The 22,412-nt window shown below is 71.3% G+C and carries 14 protein-coding genes; 12 read left to right on the forward strand and 2 right to left on the reverse strand.

All coding sequences use genetic code 11. The annotated features are described in order from the left end of the window. Positions 1-17: 17 nt before the first annotated feature. The 3 genes from ACSHT8_RS04230 to ACSHT8_RS04240 all read left to right on the forward strand — a co-directional run bounded on the left by ACSHT8_RS04230 (position 18) and on the right by ACSHT8_RS04240 (position 3,149). Positions 18-1,295 (forward strand): DUF6801 domain-containing protein, encoded by a 1,278-nt coding sequence (locus tag ACSHT8_RS04230; RefSeq protein ID WP_436497856.1) that lies wholly within the window; start codon positions 18-20, stop codon positions 1,293-1,295. A gap of 42 nt (positions 1,296-1,337) precedes the next feature. Further along, positions 1,338-2,540: a lipase family protein gene (locus tag ACSHT8_RS04235; protein WP_436497858.1), complete on the forward strand. Its 1,203-nt coding sequence runs from the start codon at positions 1,338-1,340 to the stop codon at positions 2,538-2,540. 264 nt (positions 2,541-2,804) lie between these two features. After that, positions 2,805-3,149, forward strand: a complete 345-nt coding sequence (locus tag ACSHT8_RS04240) for an SDR family oxidoreductase (protein WP_436497860.1) — start codon at positions 2,805-2,807, stop codon at positions 3,147-3,149. A 5-nt stretch (positions 3,150-3,154) separates the two neighbouring features. Here ACSHT8_RS04240 and ACSHT8_RS04245 read toward each other — a convergent pair whose 3' ends face one another. Further along, entirely contained in the window at positions 3,155-4,375 is a 1,221-nt protein-coding gene (locus ACSHT8_RS04245; RefSeq protein ID WP_436497862.1) for a DUF6801 domain-containing protein, read from the reverse strand. A 466-nt stretch (positions 4,376-4,841) separates the two neighbouring features. Here ACSHT8_RS04245 and ACSHT8_RS04250 point away from each other — a divergent pair, with 466 nt between their 5' ends. The 7 genes from ACSHT8_RS04250 (at position 4,842) to ACSHT8_RS04280 (ending at position 19,672) form a co-directional block, all read left to right on the forward strand. Continuing rightward, positions 4,842-5,645, forward strand: a complete 804-nt coding sequence (locus ACSHT8_RS04250; RefSeq protein ID WP_436497864.1) for an SDR family oxidoreductase — start codon at positions 4,842-4,844, stop codon at positions 5,643-5,645. A 23-nt stretch (positions 5,646-5,668) separates the two neighbouring features. Next, entirely contained in the window at positions 5,669-12,406 is a 6,738-nt protein-coding gene (locus ACSHT8_RS04255; RefSeq protein WP_436497866.1) for an SDR family oxidoreductase, read from the forward strand. Positions 12,407-12,411: 5 nt separating this feature from the next. Further along, positions 12,412-15,117: an acyltransferase domain-containing protein gene (locus ACSHT8_RS04260; protein ID WP_436497868.1), complete on the forward strand. Its 2,706-nt coding sequence runs from the start codon at positions 12,412-12,414 to the stop codon at positions 15,115-15,117. Then, complete coding sequence (locus tag ACSHT8_RS04265) at positions 15,114-15,428, forward strand: acyl carrier protein (RefSeq protein ID WP_436497870.1); 315 nt, start codon at positions 15,114-15,116, stop codon at positions 15,426-15,428. Before ACSHT8_RS04260 ends, ACSHT8_RS04265 begins: the two co-directional genes overlap by 4 nt. 9 nt (positions 15,429-15,437) lie before the next feature. Then, entirely contained in the window at positions 15,438-16,247 is an 810-nt protein-coding gene (locus ACSHT8_RS04270) for an alpha/beta fold hydrolase (protein WP_436501993.1), read from the forward strand. Further along, positions 16,244-17,377 (forward strand): glycosyltransferase, encoded by a 1,134-nt coding sequence (locus tag ACSHT8_RS04275; protein WP_436497872.1) that lies wholly within the window; start codon positions 16,244-16,246, stop codon positions 17,375-17,377. Before ACSHT8_RS04270 ends, ACSHT8_RS04275 begins: the two co-directional genes overlap by 4 nt. Before the next feature lie 195 nt (positions 17,378-17,572). After that, positions 17,573-19,672 (forward strand): AMP-binding protein, encoded by a 2,100-nt coding sequence (locus tag ACSHT8_RS04280; RefSeq protein WP_436497873.1) that lies wholly within the window; start codon positions 17,573-17,575, stop codon positions 19,670-19,672. Here the strand turns inward: ACSHT8_RS04280 and ACSHT8_RS04285 are convergent. After that, complete coding sequence (locus ACSHT8_RS04285) at positions 19,636-20,121, reverse strand: GtrA family protein (protein ID WP_436497875.1); 486 nt, start codon at positions 20,119-20,121, stop codon at positions 19,636-19,638. The two genes, ACSHT8_RS04280 and ACSHT8_RS04285, sit on opposite strands and share 37 nt — an antisense overlap. Positions 20,122-20,386: 265 nt before the next feature. On the opposite strand from ACSHT8_RS04285, the gene ACSHT8_RS04290 reads away from it, so the two are divergent. Further along, positions 20,387-21,121 carry a hypothetical protein gene (locus ACSHT8_RS04290; RefSeq protein ID WP_436497877.1) on the forward strand — a complete coding sequence of 245 codons (735 nt, stop codon included), beginning with the start codon at positions 20,387-20,389 and terminating at the stop codon, positions 21,119-21,121. A 25-nt stretch (positions 21,122-21,146) separates the two neighbouring features. Continuing rightward, on the forward strand, positions 21,147-22,358 hold the full coding sequence (locus ACSHT8_RS04295; protein ID WP_436497879.1) for an ATP-binding cassette domain-containing protein: 1,212 nt from the start codon (positions 21,147-21,149) through the stop codon (positions 22,356-22,358). Positions 22,359-22,412 lie beyond the last annotated feature (54 nt).

A 22,412-nucleotide genomic window follows, 5' to 3' on the forward strand; every position in this document is an offset into this window, starting at 1 on the left:
CAAGGGTGAGAACACAGATGACGTCGACGAAGAAGAAGACCGTGGCGGCGGGGATCGCCGCGCTGGTCACCGCGGGCGCGGTCGCGGCGGGCATGGTGCTGACGGCGGGCACGAGCGCCGCGGCGGCCACCCTGGACCTGAACTACTCCTGCACGTTCCCGCTGATCGATGTGCAGCCGGTGAAGGTGCACATCAACGCCGACATCCCGGACACCATCCAGGTGGGGGTGCCGACCGGCGCGTTCAACATCGAGGCGCTCAGCACGCTCAACGAGGACACCACGACCGGGTTGAAGCTGGTCAAGGTCGCCACGATCGAGGGCTCGGCGATCTCGCACGCGCACATCAGCGCGCCGGGCTTCGACACCGACCTCGACGTGCCGGTGACCGTGGAGAAGACCTCGGTCCCCGCGTCCGGTGGCTTCACCGTCAAGGCGACTGGGAAGACGCCGTCGCTGACCTTCCCCACGGCCGGTCCCATCAAGATCACCGTCCTCGACCTGGAACTGAAGATCACCGCGCGCAAGGCGGATGGCTCGCTGGCGAGCATCCCGCCGTCGAACCCGTTCGACGCGCCGTGCGCGCAGGACCCGGGTCAGAACAACGTGCTGAAGGAAGGCCAGATCCTTCCGAAGGACCCGACCAGCACGACGACGACCACGACCACCACGACGACCACCACCACAACGACCACGACGACGGATCCCACCACCACGACAACGGACCCGACCACCACCACGGACCCGACGACGACCACCACTGAGCCGTCGACCACGGATCCGACCAGCACGACGACCGATCCGACGACCACGACGGATCCGACGACAACGACGACGGGCCCGACGACGACCACCACCGAGCCGTCGACCACGGACCCGACTACCACCACCTCGGACCCGACCACCACGTCGAGCACGACGACCGACCCGACCACCACCACCTCGTCCACGACGACTGACCCGACGACGACCACGACCACGACGTCGACCCAGCCGACCACGACGACCACGGTGTCGACCACCACGAGCCAGTCGACGACGCAGCCGACGACCACCGTGCCGACCACCACCGAGTCCACCACCGTGCCGTCCACATCGGACACGACGGTCCCGCAGGACACCACGACCACCACGGTGCCGCCGATCCACACCGTCCCCGCGGGCTACACCCCGACACCGTCGCCCGGTCTGGCCGACACCGGCTACCCGGTGGCGGTGCCGCTCACGATCGGCCTGCTCCTGCTCGGCCTCGGCGGCGGTGTGCTGCTGATCGTGCGCAGGCGCGCTCGCGGCTGACCGTCCATGTCCACGCAGCCCACCAGACTTGGAGGTCACACGGTGCGCGCTCGAATCTCCCGTTCCAAGGTGGCCGCGGTCGCCCTCGCGCTGGTCGCGGCGGTCGCCCCGGTCGCCCAGGCCCAGCCGGTCGCCCCGGTGAAGGCCGCCCAGCCCGTCCCGGCGGACGACGCGTTCTACATCCCGCCGTCGCCGCTGCCCGCAGGCGCCCCCGGCGACATCATCCGGTCGCGGGTGTCGAAGTCGGGCCAGTTCAGCGACACGGTCAACTCGTGGCAGGTGATGTACCTGTCGACCGACGAGCACGACCGGCCGAACGCGGTCACCGGCACGATCCTCGTGCCGAAGAACGTGAACCCGGCGACGGCGCCGATCGTGAGCTTCGCGGTCGGCACGCACGGCGGCGCGTTCCGCTGCACCCCGTCGAACATGATCTCGATCGGCGCGCTCTACGAGCGCCCGGCGGTCGCGGACATGCTGAAGGCGGGCTACGCGGTCGCGGTGACCGACTACGCCGGCTACCACCCGAACCCGAAGACCACCTACATCACCGGCCGCTCCGAGGGCCACGCGGTGATCGACGTGGTGCGGGCCGGGCAGAAGCTGGACAAGCTGTCGAAGACGTCGAAGGTGTTCTTCCGCGGCTACTCCCAGGGCGGCGGCGCCGCGCTGTGGGGCGCCCAGCTGCAGCCGTCCTACGGCACCGACGTCAACCTGGCCGGTGTCGTCGCGGGCGGTGTGCCGGGTGACCTCGTCCTGGTGACGCTGGGCCTCGACGGCAGCCGCGGGTTCGGGTTCCTGCTGTACGCGCTGATCGGCCTGGACAACGCCTACCCGGAGATCAAGCTGGCGTCGTACCTCAACGACGCAGGCCGGGCCGCGGTGGCGGATCTGCAGGAATCGTCGTGCACGTTGGAACTGCTGGTGAAGTACAAGGGCAAGAGCCTGTCGGACTTCACTGTGGACACCCCGGTGCAGGACCCGCTGCTGGCCGCGGTGGCGCAGAACAAGCTCGGCGGGATGCCGGTGAAGGTGCCGGTCATGCAGTACCACGGCGCCTCCGACGACATCGTCGCGTTGGGGCAGGCGGACACGCTGCACAAGACGTACTGCCGGGCCGGGGTGAACCTGTTCTGGAAGACCTACCCCGTCGACCACATCACCGGGATCTACCAGGGCAACGCCGACGCGATGACCTTCCTCAAGGACCGGGTGGCGGGCACGCCCGCAGTCTCCAACTGCTAACTGGTCAACCGCGAGGGGCCCCGCCGGATCACGGCGGGGCCCTTTCGCTGTGCATGATGCAGGACACCTCGCCTGCGGTGACATTCCCTCCGCGCGTGTCAGACCGTTGAGTCGAGAAGTTCGGCGAGGGCATCGAGGCCGCGGTCGCCGGGATCGACACGGTGCCGCACCTGGCGGGCGGCCCCAAGGGTGACGACATCGCGACGGCGAACCTGGTGCGCGCGGCGAAGGCCGCGGGCGTGCGGCACCCTCGTCTACATCTCGGTGATCGGCGCGGACCGCGTCCCGCCTGCCTGGCTGCGGTCCAAACTGGACGCGGGGCGGGCGGTCGCCGAGTCTGGCGTGCCGTGGACGACGCTGCGGGCCGCCCAGTTCCACAGCCTCACGCTGACGATGGTCGAGAAGATGGCGAAGCTGCTGGTGGTCCCCGTCCCAGGTGGACTGCGGCTGCCGCCGGTCGACACCGCCGACGTGGCGACCCGACTGGTGGGGCTGAGCCCGCCGGCCTGGTGCCAGACCTGGCCGACCCCACCGTGTACCTGGCGGCGAACCTGCGGAACTGACACGAAAGAGCCCCGCCGCACCAGTGCGACGGGGCTCCTCGGCTGACGGTGTTACCTGGGGAGCAGATCCATGTTGATGGTGTTGCCCGCCGAGGCGGCGAACATGGAGATGTAGTCGTTGAACGCGCCACAGCCCTTGAGGGCCGAGATCGTGTACGAGCCGGTCAGCTTGCCACCGGCGATGACGTCGAACTCGGTGCCGGAGGACAGGTTGATGTCCGACGGCGTGGTGGTCTTGCAGTCAGGGCTCTGGCTGATCGGGAAGCCGAACAGGTTGACCTGCGGCAGCGCGATGGTCAGCTTCGAGTTGGACTTCAGCACACCCTGGCTGTCGATCGACCCGGTGGTCTGGGCCGTGTTCTCGAAGGCGATCTTGGAGACCACGGGCAGGAAGCCCAGGATCGTCAGGTTCGCGCTCGTCGGGTTGAGCTTGAGGTCGGCGACGAACTGCTGGGTCGACAGCGTCAAGGTCGCGTCGATGGTGCCTGCCAGCGGAACGTCACCGGTCATGTTCTTCAGGTTCGACTTGCCCTTGAGGTTGTAGCCGTACTTCACCGTGCCCGGCGGCGGCTTCACCGTGGTGGTGGTCGTGCTGCTCGGCGGCGGCGAAGTGGTCGTCGTCGTGGTGCTGGTGGTGGTCGTCGTCGTGGTGGTGGTGGTCGTGGTGGTGCCGCCACCACCCGGCAGGATCTCGCCCTCCTTCAGCACGTTGTTCTGACCCGGGTCCTGGGTGCACGGCGCGTCGAACGGGTTCGACGGCGGGATGCTGGCCAGGGTGCCGTCCGCCTTCTTGGCGGTGATGTTGAGGTCGAGCGCCCCGACGGTGATCTTGATGTGCCCGGGGGTCGGGAACTTCAGCGACGGGGTCTTGCCGGTCGCCTTGACGGTGAAGCCGCCCGAGGTGGGAACGGCGGTCTTCTCCACGACGACGGGCACGTCGAGGTCGGTGTCGAAGCCCGGCGCGGTGATGTGCGCGCGGGCGATGGCGGAGCCCTCGATCGTGGCAACCTTGACCAGCTTGAGGCCGGTGGTGGTGTCCTCGTTGAGCTTGCTGAGGGCCACGATGTTGAACTGGCCGGTCGGCACGCCCGCGGTGATCGTGTCGGGGATGTCGGCTTCGATGTGCACCTGGACGGGCTGCACGTCGATCAGCGGGAAGGTGCAGGAGTAGTTCAGGTCCAGGGAGGCCGCGGCGAAACTCGTGCCAGCACCGAGGAGGAGGCCCGCACCTACCAAACCAGCAGTGGTGACCGCGGCTATGCCGCCGGTCACCTTCTTTGAAAATCTGCGATGATTCACAAATCATCCTTTCGTGGTATCAACGGTGATACGAATACCGCGCTTGCCGGGCTCAGCTGTCGCGAGAAACAAGCTGGCCGCTGGTGGCCTGCCGGTGGAGTTGGTGCTGTTACAGCCCTACTACCATTAAGGAAACTAGCTTTGCTCCATTGGGGTGCGCAAGCTCTCAACGCGTAACGCGGGAAAATGCCACAACCGTTGTCAGAAGCCAATATTTTCGTGTGTCCCGGTTGGTGTCGAGGGGACAACTCTCGGCCTGTGCCTGCGTGGATGCTCACGAACGTACAAGACTGGCCGGGGCCTTGGTGTCGGGCGTACGAATTCACCGGGGCGGAGTTGACGCCTGTGTCACGCACATTCTAACTTCGCACCGACGGCGGCGAGGAAACATTCATAGTCCCGCCGCCAAGTCCCGTAAAGACCGCCGGTGAGGAGTCGCGTGGAAATCTACGGCAAATCCCTGGTCATCACCGGTGCCGGTCGCGGAATCGGGGCGGCGCTGGCGCTGCGCCTGGCCAAGGAACAGCCCCGCGGGGTCGTGGTCGCCGATTTGGACGAACTCGGCGCCCAGCGGGTGGCCGCCCAGGTGCGTGACCTCGACATTCCCGCGATCGGCGTGCGGGTGGACGTGGGTGACAAGACCGAGGCGCGCGGGCTGATCGAGTTGGCCGTCCGCGAGCACGACGGTGTGGACATCGTCTGCTCCAACGCCGGTATCGCCACGGGAATGGGAATCCACGCGGGAGAGCAGGACTGGGCCAAGGCGTGGTCGGTCAACGTGCAAGCGCATGTGCATCTCGCGCAGGCCGTATTGCCGGGGATGGCGCGCGCCCGGTCCGGCCACTTCATGATCACCGCGTCGGCGGCGGGCCTGCTGGGCCTGCCCGGCGACGCGCCCTATTCGGTGACGAAATACGCCGCCGTCGGTTTGGCGGAGTGGCTCGCTTTCACCTACGGCTCGGTCGGTGTGCACGTGAGCGCGCTGTGCCCGCTGGGTGTGCGGACCGAGCTGCTCATGACTGGCCTCGACGCGGGCCACACCGCGGCGCGGGCGGTGGCGAACTACGCGCCGATCCTCGAACCGGAGGACATCGCCGAGGCCGCGGTCCTCGGGATCGCCGAGGACCGGTTCCTCATCCTGCCGCACCCGGAAGTCGCGGACCTCTACGAGCGCAAGGCTGCCGACCCGCAGGCGTGGGTCACCGCGCAGCGCGCCGCTTCCCGCGCGCGGGTCCGGACATGACGCGGCCGACCAGCGGAGACACCATGTCAGCGAGCATCGAACGGCCCGGTGTGGTCATCGGGGTCACCCTGCCCGGCGCGGCGGACGCGCGGCTGTGCGCCGCGGTCACCGGCGCGGGCGGGCTCGGGGTGCTCGACCTCGGCCGCGGCGACCGCGCGGCGCGGGCCGCGCTGGCGCAGGTCACCGGCCGGTTCGGCGTGCGGGTGCCGCCGGGGTGCGCCCTGGGCGTCGACGACGTGCTCGACGTGGTGGGCGAGCGGGTCGACCAGCTCGGCGTGATCGTGCTGGGCTGGCAGTCGGCGTGGCAGCCGGCCGACATCCCCGGCGAGTACTTTGTACTGGTGGAGGTCGCCTCCGCGGTCGAGGCGCAGGCGGCGGTCGACCTGGGTGCCGACGGGCTTGTCCTGCGCGGCGCGGAGGCGGGTGGCCGGGTCAGCGACCTCGGCGCGTTCGTGCTGCTGCAGCAGGTGTTGGCCGATCCGCTGGTGACGGTGCCGGTGTGGGTGTGCGGCGGGATCGGGCCGAACACGGCGGCGGGCGCGGTGCTCGCGGGCGCGGCGGGCGTCGTGCTCGACACGCAGCTGGCGCTGCTGCCGGAGGCCGACATCCCGGCGGGGATCCGGTCGGCGCTGGTCGCGGGCGACGGGTCCGCGCAGCTCGACGGATATCCGATCGCGGGGCAGGACGCTTTCCTGGCCCAGACCTTCGTACAGCGCCATGGGTCGGTGACACGCGCCGTGCGGGCGGTACTGGGTGCGGTCGACGCGGCGTTGGCGCCGGGTGCGCCCGCGATGGGCGAGGGCGCGACCCTGGCGCGGGGCTTGGGGACCACGCTGCCGATCGCGCAGGGCCCGATGACGCGGGTGAGCGACCAGCCCGCCTTCGCCGACGCGGTGGCCCGCCACGGCGCGCTGCCCTTCCTCGCGCTCGCACTGTCCACTGAGGAACAGACGCGGGCACTGCTGACCGAGACCAAGGCCGCGCTCGGCGACCGGCCGTGGGGTGTCGGCGTGCTGGGGTTCGCCCCGGAGGACCTGCGCACCGCCCAACTCGACGTCATCAAGGAGATCCGGCCCGCCACCGCGCTCATCGCGGGCGGCCGCCCGGACCAGGCGCGCGTGCTGGAGGACGTCGGGATCGCCACGTTCCTGCACGTCCCGTCGCCGGGCCTGCTCAGCCAGTTCCTGGCCGCGGGCGCGCGCCGGTTCGTGTTCGAGGGCAGCGAGTGCGGCGGACACGTCGGCCCGATGACCAGCTTCAGCCTGTGGTCGGCCCAGGTGGGCGTGCTGCTCGACGCGGTCGAGGCCGGTCTGCCCGCCGATGAGCTGCAACTGCTCTTCGCGGGCGGCATCCACGACGCGCGGTCCGCCGCGGCCGTCGCGGGGGTCGCCGACGCGCTGGCCCGGCGCGGCGCCGGGGTCGGGGTGCTGATGGGCACCGGCTACCTGTTCACCGCCGAGGCCGTGAGCTGCGGCGCGGTGCGGCCCACGTTCCAGCGCCAGGTGATCGCCGCGACGCGCACCGAGCTTTTGCAGACCGCGCCCGGTCACGCGACCCGGTGCGTGAGCAGCCCGTTCACCGGCACGTTCCACGCCGTGGGCGCGGAGCTGCTGGCCCAGGGTGTGCCGGAGCGGGAGGTGTGGGAGCGGCTGGAGCTGCTCAACACCGGCAGGCTGCGCATCGCCAGCAAGGGCGTGCGCCGCGAAGGCGACGAACTGCTGTCGGTGTGCGAGGACGAGCAGCTCGACCAGGGCTTGTTCATGGCGGGCGACGTCGCGCTGCTGCGGTCAGCGGCGACCACCATCGCCGCGCTGCACCACGAGGTCACCCGGGGCGCGGCGGCGCTGCGGTCGGCGCGCGTGGCCGAACTGCGGTCCGAGGCGGATCCCGAGCCGGTGGCCGCGCCGCTGGACGTGGCGATCGTCGGCATGTCGGCGATGTTCCCCGGCGCCGACGGGCTGGCCGCGTTCTGGTCCACTGTGGTCTCCGGGACCGACGCGGTGACCGAGGTGCCCGCGGGCCGCTGGGACGTCGAGACGTACTTCGACCCGGACAGCGGGCCGGACCGCACCCCGTCGAAGTGGGGCGGCTTCCTGCCGGAGATCCCGTTCGACCCGCTGAGCTACGGCATCCCGCCCGCCACGCTCTCCGCGATCGAGCCAGTGCAACTGCTCGCTCTCGAAGCCGCCCGACGCGCTCTGGTGGACGCCGGTTACCCCGACGGCGGCCCGGATCGCGAGCGCACCAGTGTCGTGTTCGGCGCCGAGGCGGGCAGCGACCTCGCCACCGCCACCACGCTGCGGATGGCGCTGCCCGAGTACGTCGGCGCGCTGCCCGAGCACCTCGCCGAGCAGCTGCCCGCGCTGTCAGAGGACACGTTCCCCGGCCGCCTGGCCAACGTCATCGCGGGCCGGATCGCGAACCGCCTCGACCTGGGCGGCGCCAACTACACCGTGGACGCGGCGTGCGCGTCGTCGCTGGCCGCGGTCGACATCGCGTGCAAGGAACTCGTGGCGGGCACCAGCGACGTCGTGTTGTGCGGCGGGGCGGACCTGCACAACGCGGTCGACGACTACCTGCTGTTCAGCTCGGTCGGCGCGCTGTCGGCCACCGGCCGCTGCCGCACGTTCGACGCGTCGGCCGACGGGATCGCGCTCGGCGAGGGCGTCGCCTGTGTCGTCCTCAAGCGGCTGGCCGACGCCGAACGTGACGGCGACCGGGTGTATGCCGTCATCCGCGGGGTCGGCAGCGGCAGCGACGGCAAGGCCCTCGGCCTGACCGCGCCGCGGCCGGAAGGACAGCGCCGCGCGATCGAACGCGCCTACCGGAGTGCGCGCGTGTCGCCCAAGGACATCGGCCTCGTCGAGGCGCACGGCACCGGCACGGTCGTCGGCGACCGCACCGAGCTGCAGACCCTCGACGCGGTGTTCACCGACGCCGGGGCCGCGCCGGGCACGTGCGTGCTCGGGTCGGTGAAGTCGCAGATCGGGCACACCAAGTGCGCCGCGGGCCTGGCCGGGCTGATCAAGGCCGCGCTGGCCGTGCACACCGGGGTCAAGCCGCCGACGCTGCACGTCACCCAGCCCAACCCCGCGTGGAACCCCGACAGCAGCCCGTTCGTGTTCCACGCGGCGGCGGTGCCGTGGACCGCGCCGCCGCTGCGCCGGATCGCCGGGGTCAGCGCGTTCGGCTTCGGCGGGACCAACTTCCACGTCGTGCTGCGCGGCCACCCGCAGGCCGACCTGGTCCGCCACGGCAGGCACGAGTGGCCCGCCGAGCTGCTCACGTTCCGCGGCACCGATCTGTCCGCCGCGCGGCGGCAGGCCGAGCGGCTGCTGACCCTGGCCACCACGAACACCGCGCACGGCAGCCCGTGGACCTTGCGCGACCTCGCCCGCACCGCGTCCGAGCGCGCCGACCGTGACCCCGCGCCTATCCGGATCGCCTTCGTGGCAAGGGATCTGGCGGAACTGGAGACGCGGCTGCGTGCCGCTGTCGACGGTGGCACCGGGGTCTACCTCGCCGATGAACAGCCATCCGGGAAGCTCGCGATGCTGTTCCCGGGGCAGGGCAGCCAGCGGCCGGGGATGCTGGCCGAGCTGTTCGTGGCGTTCCCGGACCTGGGCAGGCTCGCGCGGCAGGTCGAGGCGGACACGTCGGTGATCTTCCCGCCGTCGGCGTTCGGCGCCGAGTCCGCGCACGCCGACCGGCTGCGTGACACCCGCGCCGCACAGCCTGCGCTCGGCTTGGCCGGACTCGCCGTGCACCACGTGCTCGACCGGCTCGGCGTCACCCCTGACCTGCTCGCCGGGCACAGCTACGGCGAACTCGTCGCCCTCACCGCCGCGGGCGCGATGGACGCGGCCACCCTGCTGCGGCTCAGCGCCGCCCGCGCCGAGGCCATCCTCGACGCGGCGGGCGACGACCCCGGCACCATGGCCGCGGTGTCGGCCGGGCGCGCGGCGACCGCCGCCGTGCTCGACGCGGCCGGACTCACCGGGACCGTGGTCGTGGCCAACGACAACGCGCCCCAGCAGGTCGTCATCTCCGGTGCCACCCCCGCGGTCGACCAGGCCCTCGCCGCGCTGCGGGACGCGGGCCTGTCCGCCCAGCGCATCCCCGTGGCGTGCGCGTTCCACAGCCCCGTGGTCGCGCACGCGGGGGAGCTGTTCGCCGATGCCCTGGCGGACGAGCGGATCGGCGCGCCGGAACTGCCGGTGTGGTCGAACCGGACCGCGTCGGTCTATGGCGGGGACGTGCGCGCGGAGCTGTCGGCGCAGATCGGCTCGCCGGTTCGGTTCGCCGAGCAGATCGAGGCGATGTACGCCGACGGCGCGCGGGTGTTCGTCGAGGCCGGTCCGGGTCGGGTGCTCAGCGGCCTGGTCGGCCGGATCCTCGGCGACCGCCCGCACACCGTGATCACCTGCGACGGCGACGGCCTTGTTGGCCTGCTCGACGCGGTGGCCCGGCTGGCGGTCACCGGGATCGAACTGCGGACCGGGTGGCTGTTCGCGGGACGCGATGCCCGTGACGTCACCGGCATGACCCCGCCGAAGCGTCCGGGGTGGACGGTCGACGGCGCGTTCGTGCGCACAGTGGACGGCGCGTTCGTGGGCTTGGCCCCGGCGCGCAAGATCACCCTCGGCACGGTCGCGACCAACCGCGACGAGGTGATCACCGATTTCCTGCGCACGAGCCGCGAGCTGATCGCCGCCCAGCGCGACGTCGTCCTCGGCTACCTCGGCGCAGCCCCGGTGTCCGTGGCCGAGCCCGCTCGCCCAGTGGTCATCGCCCCGGCGGTGGTCGAGCCGGTCGTGTCGGACGCGCTGACCACGGTGGTCGAGGTGATCGCGGCCCGCACGGGCTATCCGGTGGACATGATCGATCCGGCTCTGGATCTGGAAGCGGATCTGAGTGTGGACTCGATCAAGCGCACCGAGATCGCGGGCGAGGTGGCCGCACGGTTCGGTTCCGGTTCGGTGGACGCGCTGGTCAAGGCCCGGACCGCCGCCGCGATGGCGGAGGCACTCGGTGGCAAGCCCAAGCCCGCCGCGAGTGAGCCGCTGACGGTCGTCATCGAGGTGATCGCGGCCCGCACGGGTTACCCGGTGGACATGATCGACCCCGCGTTGGACCTCGAAGCGGACTTGAGTGTGGACTCGATCAAGCGCACCGAGATCGCGGGCGAGATCGCCGCGCGCTTCGGTTCCGGTTCGGTCGACGCGCTGGTCAAGGCCCGCACCGCCGCCGCGATGGCGCAGGCACTCGGTGGCGAGCCCGCCACCCCGGCGCCCGCGCTCGTCGAGGCGGAGATCGTCGGGTCTCCAGCGCAGCGGTTCGTGTTGGACCTCGTCGCCTCCGACGCGCGGCCGATGGAGGAGATCACCGCGTTCGTCGGCACCCACATCCTCATCGCGGGCGGCGACCCCGAGCTGGCAGACGAACTGGCCGACCAGCTCTCGGCGCGCGGCGCGATGGCGTTCACCTTCCAAGGAAAGCCGGAACTGGACCCTGAGGTCGACCGGGTCGACGGCCTGATCTCGCTGCACGCCCTCAGCGACGACGAACCGGTGCTGCCCGGCGCGTTCCCGCTGCTGAAGTCCGTGCTCGCCCGCAGGCCCCGATGGCTGCTGGCTGTCGGGCAGGCCCCCGGTCTGCGCGGGCTGTTCCGGTCGCTGGACCGCGAGTACCCCGACGTGCTCGCCCGGGTCGTCGAGATCGCCCCCGACCTGCCCCCAGTCGACATCGCCGCGGCCGTCGTCGAGGAAATGCAGACCGCGGCCGAGGAACCGGTGGTCGTGCGCGATGCCGCCCGCCGGATCGTGCGGATGGTTCCCGAGCGGCTCGGCGCCTTGGCCACGGCGGGCGCCGGTCCGGGTGGGATCGGCGCGGCCGAGGCCGCCGCGATCGGGCTGGACCGGGAGTCCGTGGTCCTGCTGGTCGGCGGCGCGCGCGGGATCACCGCGCAGGTCGCGGTCGGCTTGGCGCGGGCCGCGGGCTGCCGGATCGAACTCGCGGGCCGGACCGTCCTCGCCGCGGCACCCGAGCACAGTGCCGTCGCCGCCGCGACGGACCTCGCCGGGGTCCGCGCCGCGCTGGCCGGGCTCGGCGGCCGTGACATCGCCGCGGTCGAGCGGGACGCGCGGGAGATCCTGGCCCAGCGCGAGGTCGCCGCCACGCTGCGGGAGATCCGCGAGGCGGGCGGGTCGGCGGAGTACCACTCGGTCGACGTGCGCGACGGCGCCGCGGTGCGCCAACTCGTCAAGCAGGTGCACGCCGAGCACGGACGGCTCGACGGCGTGGTCTACGCCGCCGGGGTGATCGAGGACCGCCTGGTCGCAGACAAGGACCCGGCTTCGTTCGACCGCGTCTACGGCACCAAGGTCGACGGCGCTCTCGCGCTGCTCGACGTGCTCACCGAGCTGGCCATCGAGCCCCGGTTCGTCGTGTGCTTCGGCAGCATCGCCGCCGCGCTCGGCAACCGCGGCCAGGCCGACTACGCCGCGGCGAACGACGCCATGGCGCAGCACGCCGCCGACTGGTCCGACCGCACCGGCTGCCGCGCCCTGACCGTCCACTGGGGACCGTGGGCGCCGATCGGGACGCACGGCGGCATGGTCAGCGCCGAACTGGGCCGCGCCTACGCCCAGCGCGGCGTGGCGCTGCTGGACCCGGCCGACGGCGTGGCGTGCCTGCTGCGGGAACTGGCCTGGGGCGACCCGGCCCGACGCGCCGTGGTCTACACGGCATCGGAGTGGTGAGCCCGATGACCGATCTCGACCTCCGGCCCGTCGTGGTCGAACCGGAACGGGTGCTGCTGCTCGCCGCGTCGAGCCCCGCCGAACTCGGCGCCCTGCTCGACCGGCCGGACAACGACGTCCTGGCCCTGCCCTCCGACACCGCGGCAGGCGCGCGGCTGGGCATCGTCGACCCGACGCCGCGCAGGCTCGCGTTGGCCCGCAAGGTTGTCGCCCGCGGTCGCGCGCTGCGGGGCCGCGACGACGTGTGGTTCAGCCCGAACCCGCTGCTGCGCACCGGAACCACGGCGTTCGTCTTCCCCGGCCTGGAAGCGGACTTCGCGCCCCGCGTGGATGACGTCGCCGAACTGCTCGGCCAGCCCGTGCCCGATTTGTCCACGCACTCGGTCGGCAGGCACGGCATGGCCGTCCTCGCCGTCGGCAGGCTCATCGACACCGCGCTGCGCAGGCTGCGGATCACCCCGGCCGCGCTCGCCGGGCACAGCGTCGGCGAGTGGACGGCCATGATCGCGGGCGGGGTGGTGACCGGCGCCGACTTCGACGCCATGCTCGCCCGCACCGATCTCGACGCGCTGCGCGTGCCCGGCGTCGAGTTCGCCGTCCTCGGCACCACCGCCGAGCGGGTCGCCGAAGCCATCGCCGACCGCCCGGACCTGGTCGTGTCGCACGAGAACTCCACCAACCAGACCGTGGTGTGCGGGCCGGGGGAGCAGATCGAGGACCTGGTCGCCCGGATGCGCCAGGCCGCGGTGATCTGCCAGGTGCTGCCGTTCCGCTCGGGCTTCCACACCCCGATGCTGGCGCCCTACCTCGGCGAGTTCGAGCAGGGCGTGCCGAGCCTGCGGATGCACGCCGCGGCGATCCCGGTGTGGTCGGCCACCACGGCCCGCCCGTTCCCCGCCGACCCGGCCGCCGTGCGCGCGCTGTGCGTGCGGCACCTTGTCGAACCGGTCCGGTTCCGCGCCACGATCCAGGCACTCTACGACTCGGGCGTCCGCGCGTTCGTCCAGGCAGGCCCCGGCCAGCTCGGCTCCCTCATCGACGACACCCTCCGCGACGCCGACCACCTGACCGTGGTCGCCAACACCGCGCAGCGACCCGGCGTCGACCAGCTCCGGCGCGTGGCGACCGCGCTGTGGGCCGAGGGCGGCGACCCGGACTTCACCGCGCTCACCCCGATCCCCGCTCCTGCCCCTCGGTTCGCCGACTGGGCCGACCGGTTCCCGGCCGTGCGCGAGCTGGCGACCCTCATGGACGAGACCGCCGCGGCCGTCGAAGCCGTCCTCGCCGCCGCCGCCGACCCGCCGCCCGCCGCCCTCGACCGCACGCTGCGAGTGTCCACAGCGGACATGCCGTACCTGGTCGACCACTGCTTCGCCTGGCAGCGTGACGGCTGGCCCGACGAGGACGACCGCAGGCCCGTCGTGCCCGCCACGACCGTCGTGCAGCACCTCATCGACGCCGCCCAGGCCGCCGCGCCAGGCCGGGTGGTCCTCGGGCTGGACGACGTCAAGCTGCGCCGCTGGCTCGACGCCGCCCCGGCTGTCGAGGTGCCGGTGCGGGTGCGGCCGCTCGACGCCGACCGCGTCACCGTCGAGCTCGGCGACTACGCGAGCGGCACGGTCGTCCTCGGCGCCCGCTACCCGCAGGCGCCGTCGCCGTGGCCGATCCCGGCAGGCGAGCAGCCGCCCAAGCTGAGTGCCCGGGACCTCTACGCCCAGCGCTGGATGTTCCACGGCCCGACCTACCAGGGCATGACGCGCACCCACGGCGTGTCCGCCGAGGAGATCCGCGCCCAGATCACCGTGCCGACCGCCCCGGGCGCGCTGCTCGACAACGTCGGCCAAGTCCTGGGCCACTGGCTGGTGAACAACCACCCCGACCGGTGGATCGCGTTCCCCATCTCCATCGACCGGCTCCGCTTCCACGCCGCCCCGCCCGCCCCGGGCTCCACAGTGGACTGCGCGGTGCGGATCACCGACCTCGACGACGCCGTGGTCCGCGCCGACGCGCAGGTCCGGGTGGGCGGCACCGTCGTGGTGTCGATCACCGGCTGGGCCGACACCCGGTTCGACAGCGACGCCGCGATCGGCGCCGTGCACCGCTTCCCCGAGACCAGCACGCTGTCCCAGCGCGCCGAAGGCGGCTGGTGGACCGCGGCCGAACGCTGGCCCGGCCTCGCCTCCCGTGAGTTCTACCTGCGCAAATACCTCGGCTCGGCCGAACGCGACGAGTACGCCGCGTGCGCGCCGACCGACCGGCGCCGCTGGCTGCTGCGCCGGGTGGTCGCCAAGGACGCCGTGCGCGGGCACCTGTGGGACTCCGGCTACGGGCCGCTGTTCCCCGCCGAGCTGCGCGTGCGCGACGACGGCTCCGGCCGCTGCACGGTGACCGGCGTCGCGGGTCTGCTGATCCCGGACCTGCTGGTCTCGGTCGACAGCAGCCACGAGCTCGGCGTCGCCGTCGTCGGTGGCCGCATCGCCGTGGCCGCGCTCGACGACGCCGACGTCGAGGCGGCCCGCGAGCGCCTCGCGCGCTTCTGGCACACCCCTGAACCCCAGCCCGCCGCCGCGGCGGAGAACGACGGCGGCGGGCTGGACCTCACCGAGAGCTGTCCGGGAGTGCGCACCGAGCTGGTGGCCAACCCTGCCGGTCTCCCCACACGGCACTACGTCGTGGCGTGGACCGCACCGCACAAGGAGGAAACCGCATGACGACCACCACCGGTCCCACCGTGGAAGCCGTGCTCGACGACATCCGGTCGATGCTCTACCGGGTGCTCGACCAGTACGGCCTGGACGACGTCGAGATCACCATGGATACCACGTTCCACGACGAGCTCGGCCTGGAGAGCATCGACCTGGTGACGGTCGGCTCGATGATGACCGACCAGTACGGCGAGACGGTCAACCTCGCCGCGTTCCTCGCCGACCTCGACATCGACGACGTCATCGGGCTGCGGGTCGGCACGCTGGTGGACTTCGTGCACGCGGCGCTGAACGGGCCGCGGCGGACCGGGAGCTGACCAGTGGGCATGATCGAGGCCAACGGCATCCGCACCCACTACCAGCGGATGCCCGCCCGCAACACCACCACCGACAAGCCGCCGACGGTGGTGTGCGTGCACGGCCTGGGCTATGACAGCCTGGCCAGCTTCTACCTCACCCTGGCCGCCCCGGTGTCACAGGCGGGCATCGACGTGGTCACCTACGACCTGCGGGCCCACGGCCGCACCGACCGACCGCTGACCGGCTACCGGGTGGCCGACTTCGTCGAGGACCTGCGGGCGCTGCTCGACAGCACCGGGGTCGACGGGCCGGTGCACCTGGTGGGCAACAGCTTCGGCGGCACCATCGCCTTCAGCTTCGCCGAGCGCTACCCGAACCGGGTGCTCAGCATCGTGGCGATCGAGGCCGAACCCGCGACGGCGGAGTGGGCCGAGAAGATGGGCAGCACGCTGAGCAACGTCGTGGACTGGATGCAGGACCAGGACGTGCTCGACTGGCTGGAGCGCACCTTCGGCAGCCACCACGCCCGGCTTTCGAAGATCGCGGGCGCGATGATCGCGGCGACGTCGATCGTCGAAGAGGTCCCGCAGGGGCCGCTGCTCGACGCCGCGGCGATGCGGCGGATCCAGTGTCCCGTGCTGTCCATTGTGGGCAGTGAGGGGTTCCAGGCCGACGACCTGACCGCGGTCGCGTCGGCGCTGCCGGACTGCCGCACCGAGGTCATCGAGGGACAGAACCACTCGGTGCTGGTCGAACGGCACCGGACCGTGCGGGAGCTGCTGCTGGCGTGGATCGAGGAAATGCATGCCGTGCCGGAGGAAATCGGCGCGGCATGACCCGTTACCTGCTGGTGGTCCCGCCCTTCGTGGGGCACATCAACCCGCTGAGCGCGGTCGCGGCCGAACTGGTCGAGCGCGGCCACCAGGTGGCGTGGGCGGGTGATCCGGACATGCTGGCCCGGTTGCTGCCCGAAGGGTCGACGGTGTTCCCGGTGTGGTGCCCGGTGCCGGAACGGCCCGCCGACGTGCGCGGGTTCGCGGCGTGGAAGTTCCTTTGGGAGCACACGCTGATCCCGCTGGCCCAGGCGATGCTGCCCGGTGTCCTGGCGGCGATCGAGCAGTGGGAGCCCGGCGCGCTCGTGGTCGACCAGCAGGCGCTCGCGGGGGTGCTCGCCGCGCACCGCACCGGGCTGCCGTGGGCGACCTCGGCGACCACGTCATCGGAGATCGCCGACCCGCTGGCGGCCATGCCCGCGGTCAGCCGGTGGGTGACCGGGCTGCTGACCGAGCTGCGGCTGCGGTTCGGCGACCCGATGGCCGACCACGATCTCCGGTTCTCCCCGCACCTTGTCTTGGCGTTCACCACCGAGGCGCTCGCGGGGCAGGCGGCGGTGTCCGCGCCGGTCCGGTTCGTCGGCCCCAGCCGCCGCGCCGCGACGCCGGTCGACTTCCCGTGGGACCGGCTCGACCACCGGCCGCTGGTGTTCGTCAGTGTCGGCACGCTGAACGCCGACTCCGGCGCGGGTTTCCTCGCGGGCTGCGTGACCGCGCTGCGCGAGCGGCCCGACCTGCAGGCCGTCGTCGTCGACCCGGGCGGCACGCTCGACGCGGTGCCCGATCACGTCCTGGTGCGCCGCGAGGTGCCGCAGACCGACGTGCTCGACCGCGCCGCCGTCGTGGTGTGCCACGCCGGGCACAACACGGTGTGCGAGGCGCTCGACCGGGCGGTGCCGCTCGTGGTCGCCCCCATCCGCGACGACCAGCCGGTGATCGCCGACCAAGTCGTGCGCGCGGGCGCCGGGGTGCGGCTGCGGTTCGCCCACGCCCGGGCCGCCCAGATCGGCTCCGCGATCGACAATGTGCTCTCCGATGACAGTTATCGGACGGCCGCGAAGCGTATTCAGGAATCGTTCGCCCGAGCGGGTGGCGCGCGGGCGGCGGCGGTCAGTCTAGAGGCTCTGGGCTGAGCCGATTTTGTCCGAGTGGACAAGGTTCGGCGGGTTTGTTGTCGATCCGCCCAGTATTTCGCCGATGAGCAAAACAGCGCTTGACCAGGGGAGATTCGCGCTGCGATCCTTTTGTCATCCGCGTGATACCTAGCACAGTCGTCGCGACGGGAGACAGCGGGGTCATATTTCTTGCCGAGAAAGGCAGGGTCTGCTATGTCAGCGGATTGTGTTGTCTTCGACCTGTCAATAGACCATCCGCGTGCCCTCGTCTGGAGTATTCTCGGCGATCTCCCACGGTACTCCCGGTTCTTTCGGGGAATCACTTCCTGCGACCAGGTCGCGGCCCGCGACTTCGGCAGGCCCGCCCGCTACCTGCTGCGCGCGTGCCTGGCCCCGGGCGCGGTGTTCGACCACCACCTGGAGACCCCGATCGCCCGCAAGGACGAGCAGCTGGTGATCTCCGGCAGCCCCGACAACGGCAGCTGGGTCTCGGTGCGGCTGGAGAACGACCGGCCGGGCCGCACCAACCTCAAGGTCGTGTTCTTCCGGCCGATGCTGCGCCACCCGGCGGGCACCGACTGGACCGAGTCGGAGATCAAGAACTGGGTGCGTGACGGCGTCCACCGCATCAGCGACCACCTGTCCGGCATCTCCGACCCGCGGCCGGTGCTCAAGCGCCACGACATCGGCTCGTCGCCCATCCGGGTCGCCAAAACCTTGGCCTCGGCGGGCATCCTGACTCCGAGCCGGCCCGACAAGATGCTCCGCCAGCTCAAAGCGCTGGCCAGGTGGGGCGCGACCATGGTCGGCGGGTACACCGCCGCCGCGGCCCGCGAACCCGACGGCGTCGCGGTCATCAACGACGGCGCGGGACGGCACACGTTCCGCGACATGGACGAGCGGTCGACCGGGTTCGCCCACGCGCTGCGCGGTCTCGGCGTCAAAGCCGAGACCAAGGTCGGCATCCTCGCCCGCAACCACGCCACGATGCTGGAGGCGCTCATCGCCTGCGGCAAGCTCGGCGCCGACGCGGTGCTGCTCAACACCGGCCTCGCCGCCGGGCAGGTCGAGGACACCGTGCGCCACCACAAGGCCCGCGTGCTGATCGTGGACGACGACTTCGCCCAGAAAGTGCGCTATGTGCCGGAGAAGGTGGCGCGCATCTGGACCGGGTCGGCGTCGCCGCGCGTCGATGAGGTGATCGCCGACCAGCCGCGCACGTCGTTCGCCGCGCCGAAGCGGCCCGGCCGGATGATCGTGCTGACCTCCGGCACAACCGGAACGCCGAAGGGCGCGCGCCGCCCCACGCCCAAGGGGCTCGGCGACGCGGCGACCGTGCTGTCGCGCATCCCGCTGAAGGTGGGGGAGCGGGTCCTGGTGGCCGCGCCGATCTTCCACAGCTGGGGACTGACCGCGGTGCAGATCAGCATGCCGCTGCGCGCGACCCTGGTGCTGCAGCGGCGGTTCGACGCCGAGGGCGCGCTGCGCGCCGTCGAGGAGCACCGCTGCACCGCGATGTTCGTCGTCCCGATCATGCTGCAGCGCATGCTGGCGCTGCCCGCCCACGTGCGCGAGCGCTACGACACGTCGAGCCTGCGGATCGTGGCCAGCAGCGGCTCGGCCATCCCCGGCTCGGTCGTCACCGGTTTCATGGACACCTTCGGCGACATCCTCTACAACTTCTACGGCTCCACCGAGGTCTCCGCGGGCACCATCGCCGACCCGGCCGACCTGCGCGCCGCGCCGACCACGGCGGGCCGCCCGCCGCTGGGCACCGCGCTGGGGATCCTCGGCGTCGACGGCGAGCAGGTGCCGCCCGGCGAGGTCGGCCGGATCTTCGTCGGCAACGACATGCTCTTCGACGGCTACACCGACGGCATGGCCCGCGAGATCAAGCACTCGCTGATGGACACCGGCGACCGCGGCTATTTCGACGCCGACGGCAGGCTGTTCGTGGCCGGGCGCGACGACGAGATGATCGTCTCCGGCGGCGAGAACGTCTTCCCCCGGCCGGTCGAGGAGGTGCTGATCGCGCTGCCCCAGATCGACGAGGTGGCGGTGGTCGGCGTGCCGGACGACGAGTACGGGCAGCGCCTCGCCGCGTACATCGTGTTGCGCCCTGGAGCAAGATTGGACGAGGATTTAGTCAGATCGTATGTGCATCAGCGGCTGGCCCGATTCTCGGTGCCGCGCGATGTGGTATTCGTCGACGAACTGCCGCGCAACCCGACCGGAAAGGTGCTGAAGCGCCTTTTGGCCGACGATCAGCAGCTGGTTCAGGGTTTGGGCGTCGGGAACACGAGTTTCTTGTAGGCCCACCAGCGGAACGCGGTGCCCAACAGGGTGCCGATAATCATCCCGCTCACGAAATCGGCCACTTCCTGGCCGACGAACCCGATCTCGGCGGCGCGCAGGTGCAACACGTAGCGCGACACCAGCGGCGGCAGCAGGTTGAGCCCGACGGCGATGGCGTTGACGATGAGGAACAGCGTCGCCTCGTGGTGGGTCTGTCTGCCGCCGCGGTGCGCGAAGGACCAGTGGCGTGACAGCAGGTAGGCGACCACAGTGGACACTGTGGTGGCGATTGCCAGCGCTGTAACGGGTTTCTCGGTCAGCACAGTCAGTTTGAGGCTGTAGTTCACCGCCAGCGTGACGGCGAAGGCGCCGCCGCCGACCACGGCGAACCGGATCAGGTCGCGGTGGCGGGCCAGCGCGGAGACGCGGGCGGGCGCCTGCGGGCGCGCGGCGGCGATGGTCGGCATGCGCGGTGAAGTTACTCGCCGGTCACGAGCCCGGGCAATAGTGCGCCGTGCAGTCCGTCCGTGTGCCACAAAAGTTGATCGGAAAACCTGTGCGCGGTGACAAATTAGCACGCGCATAAGACATTCTGTGCGCCCTTGTCGGTGGTCTTGTTGTCAATCCGGTGACACCTGGGTAATGTCCGCCGAAGTGGCAGATGCCAATTAGCTGATTCCCCTTGTCCGGTAGGTGGGAAGCGATTCGATGATGTCGATCCGAGGATTTCGCGTGGCCAGGGCGTGCGCGCTCGCGGTCGCCGCGGGCACTGTCGGCGCCCTCGTGGCGTCCGGCCCGCAGGCCGCGCAGCCGGTGCCCGACGCGCAGCGGGCCGCCGCCGCGGCGCCCGCCGAACCGGGCGACTTCCGGGTCAACTTCCGCGTCGACGGCTGGACCAGGATCGCCAAGCTCGGCTCGGCGATGCGGGTGGGGTCTGGCCAGTTCAAGTCGGTCATCAAGCAGGGCCAGGAGGACCCGGGCAACCCCGGTATCTATCCCGTGACCGGCACACTGACCATGCCGCCCGCGTCGGGCTACTTCGTGGTGTTCCGGTTCGTGCCGGTCACCAACACCAACTCGTTCGTCCAGGTCGGCACCGCGTCGGGCACCGCGAACATGAACGACTTCCCGACCGTCCACGCCGACATCAAGCTGGCACTGGACCTGGTGATCACCGACGTCAAGCAGAACAACGTGCCGCTCAACGTCGGCGCCAACTGCAGGTCGAAGACGCCGATCGCGGTGTCCATCAAGGGCGACCTCGACCTGTCGGCGCCGAAGATCACGCCGCAGAACCCCAATCCCAAGCCCGCGGCCACGATCGACTCGGAGTACACCATCCCGCCGCTGGTGGGCTGCGGTGTCACCGAGGACCTCACCCCGCTGCTGACCGGGCTCGTCTCCGGTCCCAAGAACCTCCTGCGCACGGAGCTGCGGCTCGAGTGCGCGGGCTGTCCGGCCACATGAACCGACGAAACCCTTGGGAGGTGCGATGGGCGTCGAAGTCGTCGTCGAGGGACTGAGCAAGTCCTTCGGCCGCCAGTCCATCTGGCGCGACGTCACTCTGACCCTGCCCGCGGGCGAGGTGACGGCCCTGCTCGGCCCGTCGGGCACCGGCAAGTCGGTCTTCCTGAAGTGCCTGATCGGTTTGCTGAAGCCGCAGCACGGCCGCGTGGTGATCAACGGGGTCGACCTGTGCCACTGCTCGGAGCACGAGCTGTACGAGATCCGCAAACTGTTCGGCGTGCTGTTCCAGGACGGCGCGCTGTTCGGTTCGATGAACCTGTTCGACAACGTGGCGTTCCCGCTGCGGGAGCACACGAAGAAGTCCGAGACCGAGATCAGGCGGATCGTGCTGGAGAAGCTCGAGCTGACCGGTCTGCAGGGCGCGGAGTCGAAGCTGCCGGGGGAGATCTCCGGCGGTATGCGCAAGCGCGCCGGGCTGGCGCGGGCGCTGGTGCTGGACCCCGAGATCATCCTGTGCGACGAGCCGGACTCGGGCCTGGACCCAGTGCGCACGGCTTACCTGTCGCAGCTGCTGATCGACCTGAACGCGCAGATCGACGCGACGATCCTGATCGTCACGCACAACATCAACCTGGCGCGGACGGTGCCGGACAACCTGGGCATGCTGTTCCGCAAGGAGCTGGTGATGTTCGGGCCCCGCGAGGTGCTGCTGACCAGCGACGAGCCGGTCGTGGAGCAGTTCCTCAACGGCCGCCGCATCGGCCCGATCGGCATGTCCGAGGAGAAGGACGCCGCGCAGATGGCCTTGGAACAGGCCCACGCGGAGGCCGGTCACGCGGACGGCTCGGGCTTCGAGGACGTGCGGGGCGTCGTGCCCCAGATCGAGCCGACGCCGGGCATGCCGGTGCGGGACGCGGTCCGCAGGCGCCGAAACCGGGTCCTGGCGATGCTGCACACACTGCCGGAGAGCGCCCAGCACGGCGTACTCGCCTCACTGAACCGCGACGAACTCGGCCGCTACGACGACTACGCCCGCCAGGTGGCCGCCGAACGCGTCGCCGCCCGCGGCGTCCACCCACCCACCCCGACGGTCCCCGCGGCGACGATGCCGCCACCGTCGAACTGGCCGCACGCGCAGCCCGCACCGGGCCAGCCCGGCAGGCTCGGCCCCCCACTGCCACAGCGCAACCGCACCACCCCGTCCCCGGAGCCACGCCGCCCGGAGGGACGACCATGACCTCGAACCTCGGCATGCGGCCGCGATCGCCCCGCGGTACGACGCGTGGTCGGC

Origin of the sequence: Actinokineospora sp. HUAS TT18 (assembly GCF_051364635.1) — a bacterium.
Lineage (GTDB): Bacteria > Actinomycetota > Actinomycetes > Mycobacteriales > Pseudonocardiaceae > Actinokineospora.

Coding starts and splice junctions, on each gene's coding strand:
- ACSHT8_RS04270 (WP_436501993.1), top strand. CDS start 15,438: ATGATCGAGGCCAACGGCATCCGCACCCACTACCAGCGGATGCCCGCC.
- ACSHT8_RS04295 (WP_436497879.1), top strand. CDS start 21,147: ATGGGCGTCGAAGTCGTCGTCGAGGGACTGAGCAAGTCCTTCGGCCGC.
- ACSHT8_RS04230 (WP_436497856.1), top strand. CDS start 18: ATGACGTCGACGAAGAAGAAGACCGTGGCGGCGGGGATCGCCGCGCTG.
- ACSHT8_RS04275 (WP_436497872.1), top strand. CDS start 16,244: ATGACCCGTTACCTGCTGGTGGTCCCGCCCTTCGTGGGGCACATCAAC.
- ACSHT8_RS04265 (WP_436497870.1), top strand. CDS start 15,114: ATGACGACCACCACCGGTCCCACCGTGGAAGCCGTGCTCGACGACATC.
- ACSHT8_RS04255 (WP_436497866.1), top strand. CDS start 5,669: ATGTCAGCGAGCATCGAACGGCCCGGTGTGGTCATCGGGGTCACCCTG.
- ACSHT8_RS04280 (WP_436497873.1), top strand. CDS start 17,573: ATGTCAGCGGATTGTGTTGTCTTCGACCTGTCAATAGACCATCCGCGT.
- ACSHT8_RS04260 (WP_436497868.1), top strand. CDS start 12,412: ATGACCGATCTCGACCTCCGGCCCGTCGTGGTCGAACCGGAACGGGTG.
- ACSHT8_RS04285 (WP_436497875.1), bottom strand. CDS start 20,121: ATGCCGACCATCGCCGCCGCGCGCCCGCAGGCGCCCGCCCGCGTCTCC.